The 15,741-nt window shown below is 44.7% G+C and carries 18 protein-coding genes and 1 pseudogene; 5 read left to right on the plus strand and 14 right to left on the minus strand.

The window, feature by feature from the left end; translation table 11 throughout:
* Positions 1 to 62: 62 nt before the first annotated feature.
* The 3 genes from B5G33_RS11695 to proB are packed head-to-tail and all read right to left on the minus strand — an operon-like array spanning position 63 to position 1,688.
* Positions 63 to 614: a 5-formyltetrahydrofolate cyclo-ligase gene (locus B5G33_RS11695; RefSeq protein ID WP_087417780.1), complete on the minus strand. Its 552-nt coding sequence runs from the start codon at positions 612 to 614 to the stop codon at positions 63 to 65.
* Entirely contained in the window at positions 592 to 813 is a 222-nt protein-coding gene (locus B5G33_RS11700) for a DUF896 domain-containing protein (protein WP_087267809.1), read from the minus strand. The genes B5G33_RS11695 and B5G33_RS11700 overlap by 23 nt, the downstream gene beginning before the upstream one ends.
* Positions 814 to 833: 20 nt before the next feature.
* Positions 834 to 1,688 carry a glutamate 5-kinase gene (proB, locus tag B5G33_RS11705; RefSeq protein ID WP_087268485.1) on the minus strand — a complete coding sequence of 285 codons (855 nt, stop codon included), beginning with the start codon at positions 1,686 to 1,688 and terminating at the stop codon, positions 834 to 836.
* A gap of 310 nt (positions 1,689 to 1,998) precedes the next feature.
* Between proB and B5G33_RS21680 the strand changes: the two genes are divergently transcribed.
* Entirely contained in the window at positions 1,999 to 2,217 is a 219-nt protein-coding gene (locus tag B5G33_RS21680; protein ID WP_204247381.1) for a hypothetical protein, read from the plus strand.
* Positions 2,218 to 2,373: 156 nt separating this feature from the next.
* Here B5G33_RS21680 and B5G33_RS11715 read toward each other — a convergent pair whose 3' ends face one another.
* The 9 genes from B5G33_RS11715 to B5G33_RS11755 all read right to left on the minus strand — a co-directional run bounded on the left by B5G33_RS11715 (position 2,374) and on the right by B5G33_RS11755 (position 11,732).
* Positions 2,374 to 2,853, minus strand: a complete 480-nt coding sequence (locus tag B5G33_RS11715) for a hypothetical protein (protein ID WP_087417781.1) — start codon at positions 2,851 to 2,853, stop codon at positions 2,374 to 2,376.
* Between the two features lie 72 nt (positions 2,854 to 2,925).
* Positions 2,926 to 3,426, minus strand: coding sequence for an rRNA maturation RNase YbeY (gene ybeY / locus B5G33_RS11720; RefSeq protein ID WP_087267800.1), 501 nt, complete (start codon positions 3,424 to 3,426; stop codon positions 2,926 to 2,928).
* A gap of 3 nt (positions 3,427 to 3,429) precedes the next feature.
* Positions 3,430 to 4,437 carry a PhoH family protein gene (locus B5G33_RS11725; RefSeq protein ID WP_087267798.1) on the minus strand — a complete coding sequence of 336 codons (1,008 nt, stop codon included), beginning with the start codon at positions 4,435 to 4,437 and terminating at the stop codon, positions 3,430 to 3,432.
* Entirely contained in the window at positions 4,430 to 5,659 is a 1,230-nt protein-coding gene (locus B5G33_RS11730; protein ID WP_087267795.1) for a sporulation protein YqfD, read from the minus strand. The genes B5G33_RS11725 and B5G33_RS11730 overlap by 8 nt, the downstream gene beginning before the upstream one ends.
* A 13-nt stretch (positions 5,660 to 5,672) precedes the next feature.
* Complete coding sequence (locus B5G33_RS11735) at positions 5,673 to 5,948, minus strand: YabP/YqfC family sporulation protein (RefSeq protein ID WP_087267792.1); 276 nt, start codon at positions 5,946 to 5,948, stop codon at positions 5,673 to 5,675.
* A 59-nt stretch (positions 5,949 to 6,007) separates the two neighbouring features.
* Positions 6,008 to 6,544: a DUF2284 domain-containing protein gene (locus B5G33_RS11740; RefSeq protein WP_087417782.1), complete on the minus strand. Its 537-nt coding sequence runs from the start codon at positions 6,542 to 6,544 to the stop codon at positions 6,008 to 6,010.
* Positions 6,531 to 7,046 carry a pyridoxamine 5'-phosphate oxidase family protein gene (locus B5G33_RS11745; protein ID WP_242974687.1) on the minus strand — a complete coding sequence of 172 codons (516 nt, stop codon included), beginning with the start codon at positions 7,044 to 7,046 and terminating at the stop codon, positions 6,531 to 6,533. Before B5G33_RS11745 ends, B5G33_RS11740 begins: the two co-directional genes overlap by 14 nt.
* A 14-nt stretch (positions 7,047 to 7,060) precedes the next feature.
* On the minus strand, positions 7,061 to 10,528 hold the full coding sequence (locus B5G33_RS11750) for an AAA family ATPase (RefSeq protein WP_087417784.1): 3,468 nt from the start codon (positions 10,526 to 10,528) through the stop codon (positions 7,061 to 7,063).
* Positions 10,503 to 11,732, minus strand: coding sequence for an exonuclease SbcCD subunit D (locus B5G33_RS11755; protein ID WP_087417785.1), 1,230 nt, complete (start codon positions 11,730 to 11,732; stop codon positions 10,503 to 10,505). The genes B5G33_RS11750 and B5G33_RS11755 overlap by 26 nt, the downstream gene beginning before the upstream one ends.
* A 237-nt stretch (positions 11,733 to 11,969) precedes the next feature.
* Here B5G33_RS11755 and B5G33_RS11760 point away from each other — a divergent pair, with 237 nt between their 5' ends.
* The 4 genes from B5G33_RS11760 (at position 11,970) to B5G33_RS11775 (ending at position 14,835) form a co-directional block, all read left to right on the plus strand.
* Positions 11,970 to 12,530, plus strand: coding sequence for a DUF2798 domain-containing protein (locus B5G33_RS11760; RefSeq protein WP_143276520.1), 561 nt, complete (start codon positions 11,970 to 11,972; stop codon positions 12,528 to 12,530).
* A gap of 83 nt (positions 12,531 to 12,613) precedes the next feature.
* The gene (locus B5G33_RS11765) at positions 12,614 to 13,192 is read left to right on the plus strand and encodes a hypothetical protein (protein WP_087417786.1); all 579 of its coding nucleotides are present in this window, start codon (positions 12,614 to 12,616) and stop codon (positions 13,190 to 13,192) included.
* 166 nt (positions 13,193 to 13,358) lie between these two features.
* A complete protein-coding gene (locus tag B5G33_RS11770) occupies positions 13,359 to 13,826 on the plus strand; it encodes a hypothetical protein (RefSeq protein ID WP_087417787.1) in 468 nt (155 codons plus the stop codon).
* Between the two features lie 229 nt (positions 13,827 to 14,055).
* A complete protein-coding gene (locus B5G33_RS11775) occupies positions 14,056 to 14,835 on the plus strand; it encodes a prolipoprotein diacylglyceryl transferase (RefSeq protein WP_087417788.1) in 780 nt (259 codons plus the stop codon).
* A 54-nt stretch (positions 14,836 to 14,889) separates the two neighbouring features.
* Here the strand turns inward: B5G33_RS11775 and B5G33_RS11780 are convergent.
* Positions 14,890 to 15,114 (minus strand): annotated as a pseudogene (locus B5G33_RS11780) (HAD family hydrolase); the annotation flags it as partial.
* 162 nt (positions 15,115 to 15,276) lie between these two features.
* Positions 15,277 to 15,738, minus strand: coding sequence for a hypothetical protein (locus tag B5G33_RS11785; RefSeq protein WP_087417790.1), 462 nt, complete (start codon positions 15,736 to 15,738; stop codon positions 15,277 to 15,279).
* Positions 15,739 to 15,741: the final 3 nt, after the last annotated feature.

Consider the following 15,741-nt stretch of genomic DNA (forward strand, 5'->3'; position numbering starts at 1 on the left):
CAATTTAACTTTTTCAACTAAATTTGTCAAATAGAAAAGACAGCCCCAAATGGAGCTGTCCATCAGCAAATAATTCTTTTCTCCGTAATTACTTTATCTGGAAAGATATCTGTATCTTCCGCCGGCACTTCCTCCACAATCTGAAACTCAAAAGCAATGGCTGCCGTCTTGTGTTTTCTGTGTCCTGCAAGATATCGGTCATAAAATCCCTGCCCATAACCGGCCCGGTGGCGGTTCTCATCAAAGGCCACCCCGGGAACGATAAGGAAAGCATCTTCCTCTGCTGCTTCCGGACAGTCTTCCGGCTCGGGTATCTGAAAATAGCCGGGCTTTAGCTGAGAAAAGTCCTCCAGATAATAATATTTCATCTCATGAGGGCCTGTTACCTTTGGCACTGCCACCCGTTTTCCATTCTCCCAGGCTTTTCGGATGATCTCCCTGGTGGATGCCTCTTTATTATAATCTACATAGGCATATACACAGGAGGCTTCTTTGAATTCGGGAAGGCTGACTACCTTCTCAAAGATAGACATGCTGAGTCTGTCTGCCTCTTCCTGTGTCACTTCTTTACGTTTTGCAAAGACATATTTTCTAATTTCCTTTTTTGAGGCCATATTTTTCTCCTAAGTTTGTTATACTTCCATCTTTTTCCTGAATATCAATATTGTCAAGCTGTGCCCGGAGGTTCATGCGGATCACCGCAATATATTCTGTTCTCAGCTTTTTCTGTTCTTCTTTTTCTTCAGGGGTAAGTCCCTCTGTTTTAGCCTTTCTGGCCAGTTCATTGATTCTGTCAATGGTTTTCTGATCCATGTATCTGCGTACTCCTTTATCTATAAATTTTCAAACATTTTGTGAAGGGCATCTCTCTCTTTTCTGTCTGCCAGAAACAGAGTTCCATAATTTCTTCCCTCCATGATCTTATGTATCACATGAAAATCTGCTCCATTTGCAATAACCATATCCGCTCCCGCACCGGTAGCGATCCTGGCTGCGGAAAGCTTGGTAGCCATGCCTCCGGTACCCACACTGCTGCCGGAACTTTCCTTTCCCATTTTCATAAAATGGTCGTCAATCTTTTCTACTACGTCAATAAACTCCGCATCCGGATTCAAATGGGGGTCGTCTGTAAAGAGACCGTCAATGTCTGACAAAAGGATCAGCATATCCGCATCTGTCAGTGCTGCCACCAGGGCAGAAAGGGTATCGTTGTCTCCGAAAGTATTTACAAACTCAATCTCATCTGTAGACACGGTGTCATTTTCATTGACAATGGGAATAGCCCCCATATGCAGAAGGCTCTGGAGAGTATTTCTGGCGTTATCTCTTGTTTTGGGATTGATCATGGTATACTTTGTCAGCAGTACCTGAGCTGCCGTCTGATTATACTCTGCAAATAGCTTCTGATAGATCATCATCAGCCTGGCCTGACCAATGGCTGCACAGGCCTGTTTCTGGGCTAATGCGGAAGGGCGCTCATGGATTCCCATAACTGCTCTTCCCACCGCAATGGCTCCGGAAGATACCACAATGACGTCCTTCCCCTGATTGTGAAGGTCTGCCAGCTCTCTGACCAAAATCTCCATTTTGATCAGATCCAGGCGGCCAGTCTCCTTATGAGTCAGAGAAGAAGAGCCTATTTTTATCACAACTCTTTTCTTATCTTTCAGTTTTTCACGAATATTCATCTGTCCGCACCTCATGAAATGTTGTTCTTCCTAACGGTTCCACCCTGTACAGGGCTGAACTGATACGGTAAATCATACACTATTTTTCCCGGTTCGTCTATACTTTCAGTATCTTGTTTTTTTCGTCGATTGATCACTGAAGGATAAATTGTGAAAAAACTGCGAACTTTTCCTCAGCATTCTTGTATTTTGTTAAAGTGCATGCTACTATTTTTGTTATGAAATTATGTATATTTTTTTCAAAATTATTACGATACGAGAACAGATATGGCTTATAGAAAAAATCACAAAACTTTTTCAGTGCACAGTCATGATGGGATCTGTAGTCTTTCTGTCTGCTGCTGCATTCCAGAAAATTTCAGACGGACAGACAAATAAAGCAGAGAACATATCTAAAGAAGGGGCTGAAGCTAAAACAGCCGCAGAAACTGAAGTCAATGAAGAAACCGAAGAACCTTTTATCAACATTCTTGAAGCAGAAAGTTCTGAGATGACTATCACATGGGACGCCGCCTTTTCAAGAAGATAATCCGTATATTCTTACGATTTTAAGTGACGCTTACGGAGAACTTGAGCTTTTAGGCGATCTGGTCGCTACAGCGGACCAGGCCCATACAGCACTGTCAGACCAGGAGACAGTGGAATCATCTGTGCATATACAGTAGGCTTGGAATTTCTCACATCTTCAGCTTGAGTAGTTCTCTAAAAAACTGTAAAGTTCCTGGTCTCCTGACAGCGTCTTTCCCAGAAGAACTTCCGCCTGAAGCTCCTGGGGCAGGGTTTCCAGGGGGATATTGGTATGCTCAAAAACCTCCCCGCTTTCTTTGTCATATACCGTAATACAGCCGTTTTCCACTTTCAGCAGAAATTCCTGGTCAGACCCATTGCTTTCTTCTTCCTCCTGACGCAAAACAATCTGTTCCGGTCCATAGGCAGTGATCCGATAACGGTTTCGTAAAAGGCTGCCTTCCTCATAAGTCTCAAATACCAGTTCCTGATCTTTAGAAGAAACAAGGGTGGATACCTGCTGTCTTTCCTGGGCGCTGCTCTCCTGAAGTTTAGACATCTCCTGCCTCAGATCCGCCACCTGATAGCTCAGAAAAAAACCTGCCCCCAGAAAAAGAAAGGCAAGAAATAAGCCGATACCATAAACCATTCTTCTCATACAGAATCCTCCTTATCCGATTCCTGAAATATTTTTGTTTATAGTATCGACTGATTTTTCTACTTTATACATTTATCTTGTGATCCCCAGGGTTTCCAGGATCTCTCTCTGCCTGTTTTCCATGAGAACAGCCTCCTCTGCCTCCATATGGTCATAGCCCATCAGATGCAGAAGGCTGTGAGTAATAAGAAAAGCATACTCTCTTAACTGGGAATGTCCATAAGCCTCCGCCTGCTCTTTCAGTTTCGGCACAGAGATCATAATATCCCCCAGGATCAACTCTCCTGTATCCGGATTAAAACAGGACTCGTCCTCCTCGGCATGAGAGAAATCCCCTGGCCGGCCATATTCCAGCATAGGAAAAGAAAGCACATCCGTCTCCCGGTCTATATCCCGGAACTCCCGATTGGTCCTGCGGATCTCTTCATTGTCCGTAAGCACCAAGTTCACTTCTGCCTCATAGGGACAGTTTTCATGATCCAGGGTCCCTTCCATGACTTTTTTTCCAGTTTCCTCCAGGTCAAAATCAAACTCTTTCTGATAGTCTGCATCCATATCCAGATTCAGCGTCATATCTTATCTCCTTCTGTCTTTTCTTACATATTTTTCTTTCTTCTCAGGTTTCTGTTTCTTCTCGTAATCATCATAGGCCTGTACGATTTTCTGTACCAGAGGATGTCTCACTACGTCTTTGCTGGTAAGCTGGCAGAAAGCAATGTCTTCTACCTTTCTGAGCACCTGGATGGCTACATCAAGTCCTGATTTTGCATCATGAGGCAAGTCTTTCTGAGACTGGTCTCCGGTGATCACGACTTTGGAGCCAAAACCGATTCTGGTAAGGAACATTTTCATCTGGGCCGGAGTGGTGTTCTGGGCTTCGTCCAGGATAATAAAAGCATTATCTAAAGTCCGTCCCCTCATATAGGCCAAAGGCGCCACTTCGATCAGCCCTTTCTCCATATTTTTAGAGAAACTGTCTGCTCCCATGATTTCATAGAGGGCGTCGTAAAGAGGCCGGAGATAAGGGTCTACTTTGCTCTGCAGGTCCCCCGGGAGAAATCCCAGTTTTTCTCCTGCCTCAATAGCCGGACGGGTAAGGATGATCCTTCCTACCTCGTCGTTTTTAAAAGCTGTAATGGCCATGGCCATAGCCAGGTAAGTTTTTCCCGTTCCTGCAGGCCCCAGTCCAAAGACGATCATTTTCTTTCGTATCTCATCTACATAGGCTTTCTGTCCCAGGGTCTTAGGCTTGATGGGCCTGCCGTTTAAAGTATGACAGATATAATCCTTATCTATCTCTGTAATAGCGGAAGTTCTTTCCTCCGCCGCCAGAGACAGGGCATAATTTACGTTTTGTTCTGTAATCGTGTTTCCTCTCTTTGACAGTTCCAAAAGCTGGGTAAAGATTTTTACCGCCTGGCGGCAGGCATGCTCCGGTCCCAGAATCTTCAGCTGCCCGTCTCTGGAGATTACCGTCACCCCCAAAGTCCTCTCCATTTTTTTTACATATTCATCAAACTGTCCGAAAACATTCCTCTCATGTTCCGCAGGAAATTCCATCCTCTCTTCACAAATATTACTCATTCTCCTGTGTGTTCCTTTCTGTAGGCTGTTCTAATATTTCAGTAAGAGTTTTCTGCTCATTCTTCTCGATTACTGTCAGGGTTCCTCTGGCAGTGCAGGTTTTGCCCTGTGTTCCTATTTTAACATGATTCTCAGAGATTTGAACCCCTTTTTCCTCTAAAGTTCTTAAAAGGCTGTTCAGGTCTTCCTGGGCTTTTTCTCTGGCTTCTGTCTGAGAATAGGTGAAAGTCTTTTCTTCATAAGCATAATCTGTCACACTTCCATAGTAAACAGGCAGCCGAAAATTTTCTGTCAGTTTTACCTGTTTCAGTTCCGTGACTGTATCATAATCTTCCCAGGCACTTTTTCTTTTCAGGCGGAGATAATAATCTCCAACCTGCAGCAGGATTCCCTTTCTCTGTTCCCCTGTGTACACCGGTTCTTTATAATCCATGGAAAATTCCTGATAGTATTCCAGGTCATGCTGGATATAAATATCCGCATCTGCCTGGGTATATTCATACCCTATGATTTCCCCGCTGTCATTTTTAATATCCAGCCTTCCGCTTACCAGTATCTCTCCGGCAGTGCAGGTATCTCCTTGCTTTTTCAGCGGCGTTCCCTTCCTGGTAACCATAGATACAATAATCCCCTCTGTCTGAGCAGTCAGATCTACTGGCACCCCCTCTCCTGTCTCCCTTTCTTCCAGAGAACCGTTCTCCTTTATCTCCAGGATCAGCCTGCTGCCGGAAATCTTAGCAGATACCCAGGTGATATCCGGGAATTCTTCTCTCATCCGGGCAGCTATATAAGAGCAGTCCAGATTCTTTTTCAGTACGCCATGACGGACATTCAGTTCTTCCAGATAATTCAGGATGCTCTGGGTGCTGTTATATACATTTCCTTCCACATGGATGTTCCAGATATGTCTGGACAAAAGAAAAAGAAGACATAACCCCAGAAAAAAGCCCAGAAAAAATGCCTTTCTCTTTTTATTTCTGTAAAAAAAGAAGGGCAGTCCATACTTTCCGATGATTTTTATTTTCACATGAGACTTCCGGCAGATTCCCCGGATATGCCGGAAACCTTCTACGGTCATATTCATCTCATAGGCATTGTCTCTGCTCACCAGATTCCAGACAGGGATTTTATGATAGGCACAGAGATTCAGGAACCGCTCCGGGGATTCTCCCCAAAAGCGGATACGCACATAGCCTTTTCGATAGGATTCCAATTTCTGCAAGCTCCAGCCTCCTTTACAGAAAAATAATTCTGCAGATATTTCCCGTAATCTTCATTTCCACATCTGTGTAATAGGCGATAGCCAGTCTGGTGCCTTCAATCTGGATCTTATTTTCTTTAGAAAGGACCAGGATACAGGTATCCTGATATTTTCGGATACATTTATAATTTTCAATAAATACTTCTCTGGACCCGGTAAGGGTCAGCACAGATTCCCGGTATGACAGGTCTCTGGGAATATCCAGAGAATCTCCGATCCTGCCTGTAAAATCCCCCAGCCTTCTCTTCAACAGTTCCGTCCCCCTGCCTATAGTCCTTACCACAGCTTATGACAGATTCTATGAAAAAATTACTTCATAAAGATAAGACTGAACCAAAGTATCTCCGTAGGGCTCAGGGTAAAATCCATGGAATACCTGTCTGCCAGCTCACTGACGATAATGCCATGGCTTTCCAGACAGGGATGCATCTTCTCCGGAAATCTGCAAGGTCCCTCAGGGTAGGCGCAGTGTTCACAAATATCACAGGATTCTGTAGAAAGAGCGATACACTCCGTTCCCTGGCTTCTGATGAACTTCTCAATAGAAGCTGTAATCTCTTCATGTTCTCCCCTGGTAGCCAAAGTCTCTTCTAAATTTATTACATCTGACACTGAGGCAATAGTGGAAAAAAGAAAGCACTCTTTATAGGTAAGACACTTTTCTCTGCACTCCTCCACAGTTCCCACTGCCGGTGGGCAGGCCCAGGTAGTATCATATCTTTCACATTCATTCTGGCAGATCCACCTTACTCTTTCAGAAAACTCTATGTCCTCTGGAGAAAAAAAAGCGTACTGATACACCGGGTACTGGCAGATAAATTCTTCGATCTGTTCATAACTGATCATCTGTCTTTTCCTCCTCTTCAGTTTTTTTCGGTTTCCGCTCCTTTCCTCTAAAAGAAACCGTTTCCAGACAATATACATTTACCGCCTGAAGCATATCCGGGGAAAAGGAAAGTTCTGCCTCCGGGGCCATATGCTCCATGATCCTGGAAAGTCCATGTTCTTTCTCTTCCCTATTTTCTAAAAGCCGGATCTTTCCTGTCCCTGTAATACTCTGATAAGCATAAGAATAACTGCAGGTGTAAGTTCCCCGGATCACGCCCTGCTCCAGATCCAGTTCAAACCCCACGTCTTCCCTGGCGGCAAAGGCCTGGACTTTTCTCCCTTCTTTTGCCGAATGGATATAAAATCTCAGAGGTTCTCCTTCTTCCCACGAATATCCGTAATTTACCGGGACAATATAGATCCCATCCTGGTCCATGGTGCCGATCCGCAGCACTTTTGCCTGCTCCAGGATTTCCATAAGCCGTTTTTTCTCCTGTATCTCTCTTTTTGCAAGCCGCATTTTTCTCACAAGATTTACTCCCTTTCTATGTGTATTTTACTTCCGCCTTCTCCTGCCCTTGAGGGCTCTACGATAAGCCTTACCGGAATCCGGGCTTTGATCTCTTCCACATGGCTGATCACCCCTACGCTCCGCTTCCGGTCCCGGATTTTCTCCAGGGCTTCCATAACGATCTCCAGATACTTCTCATCCAGGGTTCCAAAGCCTTCATCCAGGAAAAACAGTTCCATAGGAGCTGCTCCTTTCATCTGGATCTGGGAAGAAAGGGCCAGAGCCAGGGCCAGAGAAGCCATAAAAGTCTCGCCTCCTGATAAAGTGGAAGCCGGACGGGTGGCGCCGCCGTTTTTATAATCCCGGATAATAAACATACCGCTTTGGTCTGTCTCCAGTCCCAGACTGTTTCCGGTCATTTCTTTCAACTTCTCATCTGCCTCTCTGGATACATACTCCATATAATACCGGGCTACATATTCTACAAATTTCTTTCCCCGGAAAAGTCCTTCCAGCTCCTGTAAAAGATCCAGCTTGTGACGGATCTGTCCCATCTTTTCTTCCAGAGCCTCTTTTTCTTTCCAGGCTTTCTCAGTCTGCTCTCTTTCTTTCCGCAGACCTCCCAGGATCCGGTTTGTCTCGACCTGACGGTTTTCCAGATCCTGTACTCCCTTTTTTCGCTCCTCCATCTGGGCCTCGGATATCTTTGCTCCCTTTGACCGGGCTTTTACAGAATCCATCTGGGATTTCACAGACAGAACCTTATTCTGAAAAGCTTCCAGTTTTTCCCGGAAAGTTTCCAGCTCCTCCCTTTCCATCCGCTGGGCCTGGATCCAGGAAATACTCTCTACTTCCTCCTCTGCCATACTCTCTTTCAGAGCTACTTCCCGTTTCCGGACTTCTTTTTCTCCTTCTGTTGCCAGAGCCTGGCCTGAGGCCAGTTCCTGTCCGATACGTTTTTCTCTTTCCTGAAAAAGCTGCCATTGCTCCTCCTGCTCTTTTATATAGGTTTCCAGCGTTTGTTTTTCTCTGAGAAGGCTTTCCTTTTTCTCTTCCAGCCCTTCTGCAGCTCCTGTCTTTTCCCGGATCTGCTCCTTCTTCTCCTGAAGCTCTTTTTCCATTCTCAAAAGTTCTGCTTCCAGCCTGGTCTTTTCGTTCTGTTCCTCCTGAATAATCCTGGATCCCTTTTCCCTGCTTTTTCTTCTGGCCTCAATGGCAGTCTCTAATTTTTCCAGATATTCCTGACACCTTTCCCTGCGCTGATTTTTCTCCTGAAGTTCCTGATAAATGCCGGGGAAATCTTCTTTTGAAACTTTCCGGGGCAGGCTTTCAAACCCTTTTTCCAGGTCCACTATTTCCTCCTGCAGCTTATCCAGCTCCTTCTGCTTTCTGGTCCCTTCTCCTCCAAGGCTCTCTATTCGGGCCTTTTTCCCTGCAATGGACTTTTCCAGCTCAAGGATCCTGTTCTGGATTTCTGTTTCTGTTTTCTTTTCAGTTTCTGTCTTTTCTGTCAGTTTCTCTCTTTCCTGCTCTCTGACAGAAAGGTTCTTTTTCTCCTCCTCCAGATCCATATGAAGAAACTCCCGGTTCAGCCGTCCCTCCTCCTCTTTGCGGACTTTCTCCTGCTGCCGGTTATTCTCCAGAAGAGTCTTAAACCGGGTAATGTTTCCGGAAATCTCCTGAAGCTTTCTTTCTGCCTGTTCTCTCTTTTCCTCAGGATTTTCCTGGTCCTCCATAGAAGAGGAAAGGCTTTCATGGTGTATGCTGCCGCAGACCGGACATGGCTGTCCTTCCTTTAAATCTCTGGCCAGTATGTAAGCCAGATTCTTCCGGTAGGCTTCATCTGCCCGGGCCTTTTCCTCCATAGCCAGGTTCTTCACTTCCTGGGCTCTCTGAAGCTCCTGCATAAGTTTCTCTTCCTGGGCTGCCAGTTCCTTTTTCTGCTCTTCCAGGGCCTTTTTCCTGACCTGTTCTTCTTCTACACGGAAAAGCTTCTCTTTAAAGCTTTCCAGATGAGCAAGCCCTGCCAGAGCAGCCTCATCCTCTTTTCTCTTTTCCTGGACTTCTAAAAGCCGGGACGCTGCCTGGGCCTTCTCCTCAGCCAGTTTCTGCTGATCTCCATTTTCTTTTTCCTGCCGGGCCAAAAGCTGTCCCAGTTCCTCTTTTTTTCTCTTCTCTTCCTCTTTTCTTCTTCCCAGTTCCAGCCAGAGCCGGTACCCCTCCTGGATCGTCTCCTGCTCCTGGACTGTTACTTTAACCTTATTCAGAGCAAAAGCAGCCTTTTCTCTTTCTTCTTCGTACAGCTTCAGATCGTTCTCCAGTTTTTCCAGCTTGGCCTGGTCTTCCTGTAATTGGCGGTTTCGGTCTTCCAGGGCTTTTTTCTTATTTCGTGATTCCGCTTCCAGGGTTTTCAGTCCTGCCAGAAGGGCGATTCCCTCTTCCAGCCGGATCCTTTGGATTTCCAGGGCAGGGAGCTCTTTCTGTTTTTTCTCCTGGGCCGTTTTTACCTGTTCTTCCAGAACTGCTTTTTCCTGCTCCAGTTTTTTCTGTTCTCCCAAAAGCTGCTCCAGTTTTTCTCTCCGCTCTGTCAGGTTCTCCTGTCCCTGAAGGAAATCCTGCAGGACCTTCCAAAGCCGCTCTGCTTTCTGTGCCTGTCCGATCCGTTCTTCTGCCAGAAGCATTTCTCCCTGCTGTCCTTCCAGCAGCCGGGCTTCTTTTTCCAGACTGTCGTACTCTTTCTGGGCTTCAAACCGGACTTTCTCTTCTTCCAGTTTTTTTCTGGACTCCTGAAGCTTCAGGGCATCCTTCTGGAACTGTTCCTGGCAGGTCTTTTCTTTCTCCTTCAGCTCCCGGACTTTCTCCCGGGTGATTTCTCCATATCTGGAAAGGGCCCCAAGCTGCTCCTTCTCCTGCCCCTGCCACTGCTGGACTTTCCCCCGGATGATCTGGACCAGAGATTCCCCGTATTTTTCCAGATGGAACAATCTCTCCAGCATTTTATTCCGTTCCATACCGTCCAGCTTGAGGAACTCGGAAAATTTTCCCTGAGGAAGGACTACGGTCCGGAAAAAATCTTCTTTTGACAGGCCGATAATTTCTCTGCATTTTTCATTTACAGATCCCACCTTATCCGCCAGCACTTCTTCTCTGTCTTCCAGGATTTCCAGAAAACGGGCGCCGTCGCTGCGGATGCTGCCTTCTTTTGAACGCTTAAATCCTCTGGTCACCCGGTAGGTATGGATTTCCTTTGTCTTTACAGAAAAAATATAGTCTACCAACGCTTTGTCTGTACTCACATGGATAAAATTCGTGCTGTTTCTGGCTGTGGTTCCGTATAAAGCCAGGGTGATCCCGTCCAGGATACTGCTTTTCCCGCTTCCCGTCGGCCCGAAGATCCCGAAAAGCCCTTCTCCGGTCAGTTCCTGAAAGTCAATCTCCTGAGGCTCCAGAAAGCTGTTCAGTCCTTTAATCTTTATCCAGATCGGTCTCATATTCCCTCTCCTTTTCTATGATCTCTGTGAGAGTCTCCAAAAGTTCCGCTTCCGGTTCTACGCCTTTTCTCTCCGCATAATATTCGGTAAAAAGCTCCTGAAAACTCTTTTCCAGAAAGTTTCCCTTCTCTTCCTCCCTGTCCCGGGAAGGAAAAAGAGGAACCACTTCCAGAATATCTTCTTTGTATTTCTTCAGTTCTTTGATCTGCTCTTCTCTTATAAAGCTGTCCGTATGGATATGGAGATAAACATAGCAGGGCCTGTCCTGATTTTCCATACACTTTTCCAAAGCTGCCTGGTAGTCCCCGCATACCCATTTTTCAATAGGCTTTGGATTGTCAAAATACAGATCTTCTGTCTCCGGCTTCTGGCCCGGGTGCAAAGTCACCAGAAGACATTCCTTTGCCACCGTAGTTTCCTGGAGCCGGTAAGGGAGAGGAGATCCGCTGTATCGGATCCTGCCCTGACTCCCCACAGCCTTCTGTGGCCGGTGCACATGGCCAAGCGCCACATAATCTGCCTCTTCCGGAAAAGTCTCCATAGGAAGGAGATAACTGTTCCCCAGGCTCAGACTCTGCTCTGATCCGTCCTTGATACAGCCAAGAGTAAAAACATGAGCCATCAGGATATTTATAGTGTCTTTTGAAAACCACCGGGCTCTTTTGGCAAAAAGCTCCTGCATTTTCTGGGCATAGGTAACTGCTCTTTCCTGGTCTTCTTCCTGGTTCCGGTAGAGTACCTCGTTCAGGGTCCTTTCACTGGCATAGGGCACGCAGGCAACTACTGCCTGCTCTCCCCCTTTTTCAAAAGAAAAGACTCCCTCATCCAGGGACTCTATCTGAAACTTTCCATACTGTCCCGATTCAATCTTTGAGCGGGGCGTTCCATAGATCAGGATCCCGTGTTCTCTTACCAAAGGGATCACCGCCTCCAGCCTTGATGGCTGATCATGATTCCCTGCAATCAGGACCACCAGTCTTTCCCCTCCATTGCTCAGATCCTTCAAAGTCTGGTAGAGAAGAGCTTCCGTTCCCGCAGAAGGATGGCCGTTGTCAAAAATATCTCCGGCCACACAGACCATATCCGCCTGCCCTTCTTCGGCCATAGCCACCAGCTGCTCCATAACAATTTTCTGTTCTTCCAGACGGCTCCTTCCTTCCAGAAGCTTTCCCAAATGCCAGTCCGCTGTATGTAAAATTTTCATAATTTCTGCCCTCGGCTTCCTATCACATAAGATTCTTTTCCTATTCTACCATTGGCGGCCATAGAAAAAAAGTCTGATTTTCTCTTAAAGTTCAAAATATTTCCTGCTATAATATGTTCCGCAAAAAGCTGACAATACGTATGTCTTACATAAACAATAGAAATAAGTCTTTCAGGCGTAGTCTATGTGTATAGACTGCGTTTTTGTTTGTCTAAAAAACAAAGGAGGACTTAAATTATGCCAAAAACAAAATTTCAGGAATTTCTGCGGGCAACGAGCCAAGCGGGCGTGCCCCAGCAGGACCATTTGGCGACTGCCGCAGGAGTCAAATCCTGTAGCAAACTACAGGATTTGACTTATGGAGTGCTGATGACCTTTTTCATGGTCATCGCCATGGAGCTTTATAATGCAGGGCTGAGAGACGGAGGGCTGACTTACAGTGCCCTGCCCAATGCTTTGTCAGAAATGCGTTTTATGTTTCCCATCTGCTTTGTCATGGGGTTTTTCTTCATTGACCGTCTGGCTCCTAAAATCGCTTTTAAAATGGCGGTTCCGGGAAAAGATAATCCCCTGCTGGTCACTACCGTAAGGGCCTGTGTAACCGTTGCCTTTATGTGTCCGATCATGAGCCTCTGGGCCACTTTTATCTTCAAACATCCCGGGATCCATTTCCTTCCTGTATGGCTCCAGACCGTTGCCTGCAACTTCCCTATGGCTCTTATCTGGCAGGTATTTTACTGCGGGCCCCTGGTACGCTTCCTGTTCCGTAAGATTTTTCGGGTTCGAAAGGAAGGTTGAGACAGAAAAAGCAGCCTCTTGATTGCAAAATATGAATAATCTATAATAATGTCAAATTATTATAGATTGGTGGTGAAAAGCTTATGAAAAAAATAGGCTTATGGATCTTTGGGGTGATTCGTATAGTTGTATGCGTTGTATTACTATTCGCAAGCTGCCTGGCAATGCTCCTTGCTATCGCTTTAAAAGACAGTCCTTATATGATTTACGACATTTCAGAAAAAATAGAGGACAATATTGCCATTATTAGCGATAATATTCCTTGGCCGTCCATTTTACCTGACAGCACAAAGATTTTAAAGTTGCGCTATTATCAGCATACTTTTGATGCAGAATGGAGCTATATATCTGTTACAGTTCAGGTTCCGGCTGATGAGACCATCGATAGTTCTGCCATGCCTGACGGATACCAAATTTCTCACAATGAAATCCAAGGAGAAAATCGGCTGATTCAATTTTCTTATCACTGTTCCGCATCTGCTATGGGAAGCCTCTATGATTGGATTGTGCAAAACAGCAAACGGATTTATGATATAAAAGAAATTATTCTATCGTTTCTTCCGGCTATCGGCCTATTATTGGCTGCTATATTGGTTGTGATTCCTTATGGAAAAATTCATAGATATTTTAAAAATCGAAAAAATCCACCACAAAGACAATAACAAAATATCTAAAAACATCCTTTAGATGATACTTTTCCAAGCCATTGAGTATCTTTATCTATACTTTATAAGAATTTATAAAAAGTTTAAATCCTTTGGTCAGTTTAAAGGTTGAATTATTATTATGATTTGTTATTCTATAAACAAAAAGCGAGGAGGTAATTTTGTGAAAAAATATGTTCTCTTAAGCATCATAACTTGTTTTACTCTACCATTTACTTCTAGCTGTTCATTTTTCAATCCTTCTTCCGATATAGAAGTTTCTGCGCCAAATGCGGACACTACTGAATCGGACAATGCAGCATCGGAAGACGAAACTACGCCTTCATCTGACGTGGAAGATTCCTCATACGCTGCTTCCTCCGTAAATGCTGATGAAGCAGAGACTACCCCGGATATCCAGACTACCGTAGGTTATGTCCTTTCCGTTGATGAAAATACAATGTATGCAGACTTAAAAAACACTGGCAGCAGACTTTATCCTGGAGAAGGAGAAGATCGTAAGGTAGCATTTGATATATCGAATGCTGAGCAAGTTCAAACCAATATCTCAGAGTTCAATCCTGCCAAAGATAATCTTATCAGCCCGGGAATCCAAGTAACTATCGAATACTACGTTGTTATCTGTTTGTGATCCGATTTCAGACCCTATATCAGTTGACAGCCAAGTAGCTATCGCCTACTATACAAAGCAAGACATTAATTATGCTATATATGTTGGGTCCATGTCTTAAATTTATTACGGCCTCGCTCCTGTTTAGAAAATCTTCAGAATTCCTCCGGCAAATCTTTCTTGTTCCTTCTGGGATTAAATGCTATAATGAGGAGACGAAATTTTATACAGGAAAGTGAGCTGAAAAGATATGAGAATGGAATTATTTTCCATAGGACCATTTACCATATACAGTTATGGGCTGATGATCGCTGTGGGAATTCTGGTATGCATTGCTATGGGAATGTACCGTGCAAAGAAGCGTGGAATGAGTGATGACGCAGTTCTGACCATCGCCATTATCGGCGTGCTCTCCGGCTTTATCGGAGCAAAACTGCTTTATGTAATTGTAGAGTTTGATCAGTTTATAGAAGATCCTATGTCCGTTATGGGCGGCGAGGGCTTTGTGGTCTATGGAGGAATCATTGTAGGTGTTCTCTCCGCAGTTATTTACTGCCGGCAGAAAAAACTGGTATTCCTGGAGTACTTTGATCTACTTGCTCCCTCCATCGCCGTTGCTCAGGGATTCGGACGGATCGGCTGCTTTCTGGCAGGCTGCTGTTATGGCAGGGAAACAGATTCCTTCCTGGGTGTGGTCTTTCCGGAACACAGCATGGCTCCCTCAGGGGTAAAGCTGCTGCCCACTCAGCTTTTCTCTTCGGCAGGGGATTTTCTGATCATGGCCATTCTTCTCCTCTACAGCAGAAAGACACGGCCAAAAGGCAGAACCGGAGCTCTTTATCTGATTCTTTATGGTATCGGACGGTTCCTCATTGAGTTTTTGCGGGCAGATGACCGGGGAACTGTGGGAAGCCTGTCTACCTCTCAATTTATCTCCATTGGGATTGTAGCTGTGGGACTGATCCTGTTTTTTAGCAGCAAGCTCTTCCACAGGGCAGAAAAAGCGGTCACCACTTCCCCTGAAGAATAGTAAAAATCTCCCGCCGGGAACACAGCGAAAACTGTGAGCCTGACGGGAGAAATTTTATATTATATCCAAATATTTGCTTAATCCATAAATAATCCCATTGCTGTCATTGTCCAAAGTAATAAATCCTGCCGCATTTTTTACTCTTTCTTCCCCGTTTTCCATTGCAGTACTGTGTTCATATCCAGACAGCATTTCCAAGTCATTCATATCGTCTCCAAAAACTGCAATCTCCTTCTTGGAAAATCCCAGACTTTTTCTTATATTTTCGATACTGTTATATTTACTGGCTCTGGTGCTGGAGCCGGTGTGATACTATCTACAAGATTTTTATAATAGATCAAAATTTTTATAACCTTCTTCATATATTCCGGAATTATCCATCTGATTTCCCGGTCCTCGATTCCCCAGTGCTTTCTGGCAGATTTTTCTGTGATGCCTGATCTATAGCATTTTATTTTCTACAAAGCATTCATACAAATATGAAGGATTTTCATAATATACGCTACTATTATAATCATCTATTTTTTCACTGATAAAAGAATTATACACCATCTGTAGCGCTTCAATAACACCTATATGTTTTTCCTGGGCAACGTTTTTAATTAATCTCTTATAAACTTTTCCAATATCCCAATGGGTTGGTATCGCATATTTACAATCACCCACATTGTCAAAGTTTCCTGTTGGAATATGGGCCTCCTCTATAAAATCATCGCTGACCCGTTCAATATTATCGCTGTGGTAAATATCTGCTAAATCATATATTTTTTCCAGCCTTTTTTTACCCAATAACTGAACGACTGTGGCTCTCTTATTTTTTGTCTTTCTGGCAATATAGTCTATCAGGCTGCATGTAAAAAACAGATCATTATCCTTCCGGTCTTCTCTTCCCTGATTCTCCATAAC

It is taken from the genome of Blautia sp. An81, from assembly GCF_002161285.1.
In the GTDB taxonomy this organism is placed as follows: domain Bacteria; phylum Bacillota; class Clostridia; order Lachnospirales; family Lachnospiraceae; genus Blautia; species Blautia ornithocaccae.

Coding starts and splice junctions, on each gene's coding strand:
- B5G33_RS11785 (WP_087417790.1), bottom strand. CDS start 15,738: ATGGAGAATCAGGGAAGAGAAGACCGGAAGGATAATGATCTGTTTTTT.
- B5G33_RS11715 (WP_087417781.1), bottom strand. CDS start 2,853: ATGAGAAGAATGGTTTATGGTATCGGCTTATTTCTTGCCTTTCTTTTT.
- proB (WP_087268485.1), bottom strand. CDS start 1,688: ATGAATATTCGTGAAAAACTGAAAGATAAGAAAAGAGTTGTGATAAAA.
- B5G33_RS11695 (WP_087417780.1), bottom strand. CDS start 614: ATGGCCTCAAAAAAGGAAATTAGAAAATATGTCTTTGCAAAACGTAAA.
- B5G33_RS21680 (WP_204247381.1), top strand. CDS start 1,999: ATGATGGGATCTGTAGTCTTTCTGTCTGCTGCTGCATTCCAGAAAATT.
- B5G33_RS11765 (WP_087417786.1), top strand. CDS start 12,614: ATGAAAAAAATAGGCTTATGGATCTTTGGGGTGATTCGTATAGTTGTA.
- B5G33_RS11700 (WP_087267809.1), bottom strand. CDS start 813: ATGGATCAGAAAACCATTGACAGAATCAATGAACTGGCCAGAAAGGCT.
- B5G33_RS11760 (WP_143276520.1), top strand. CDS start 11,970: ATGCCAAAAACAAAATTTCAGGAATTTCTGCGGGCAACGAGCCAAGCG.
- B5G33_RS11745 (WP_242974687.1), bottom strand. CDS start 7,046: ATGCGGCTTGCAAAAAGAGAGATACAGGAGAAAAAACGGCTTATGGAA.
- B5G33_RS11755 (WP_087417785.1), bottom strand. CDS start 11,732: ATGAAAATTTTACATACAGCGGACTGGCATTTGGGAAAGCTTCTGGAA.
- B5G33_RS11725 (WP_087267798.1), bottom strand. CDS start 4,437: ATGAGTAATATTTGTGAAGAGAGGATGGAATTTCCTGCGGAACATGAG.
- B5G33_RS11775 (WP_087417788.1), top strand. CDS start 14,056: ATGAGAATGGAATTATTTTCCATAGGACCATTTACCATATACAGTTAT.
- ybeY (WP_087267800.1), bottom strand. CDS start 3,426: ATGACGCTGAATCTGGATATGGATGCAGACTATCAGAAAGAGTTTGAT.
- B5G33_RS11750 (WP_087417784.1), bottom strand. CDS start 10,528: ATGAGACCGATCTGGATAAAGATTAAAGGACTGAACAGCTTTCTGGAG.
- B5G33_RS11740 (WP_087417782.1), bottom strand. CDS start 6,544: ATGATCAGTTATGAACAGATCGAAGAATTTATCTGCCAGTACCCGGTG.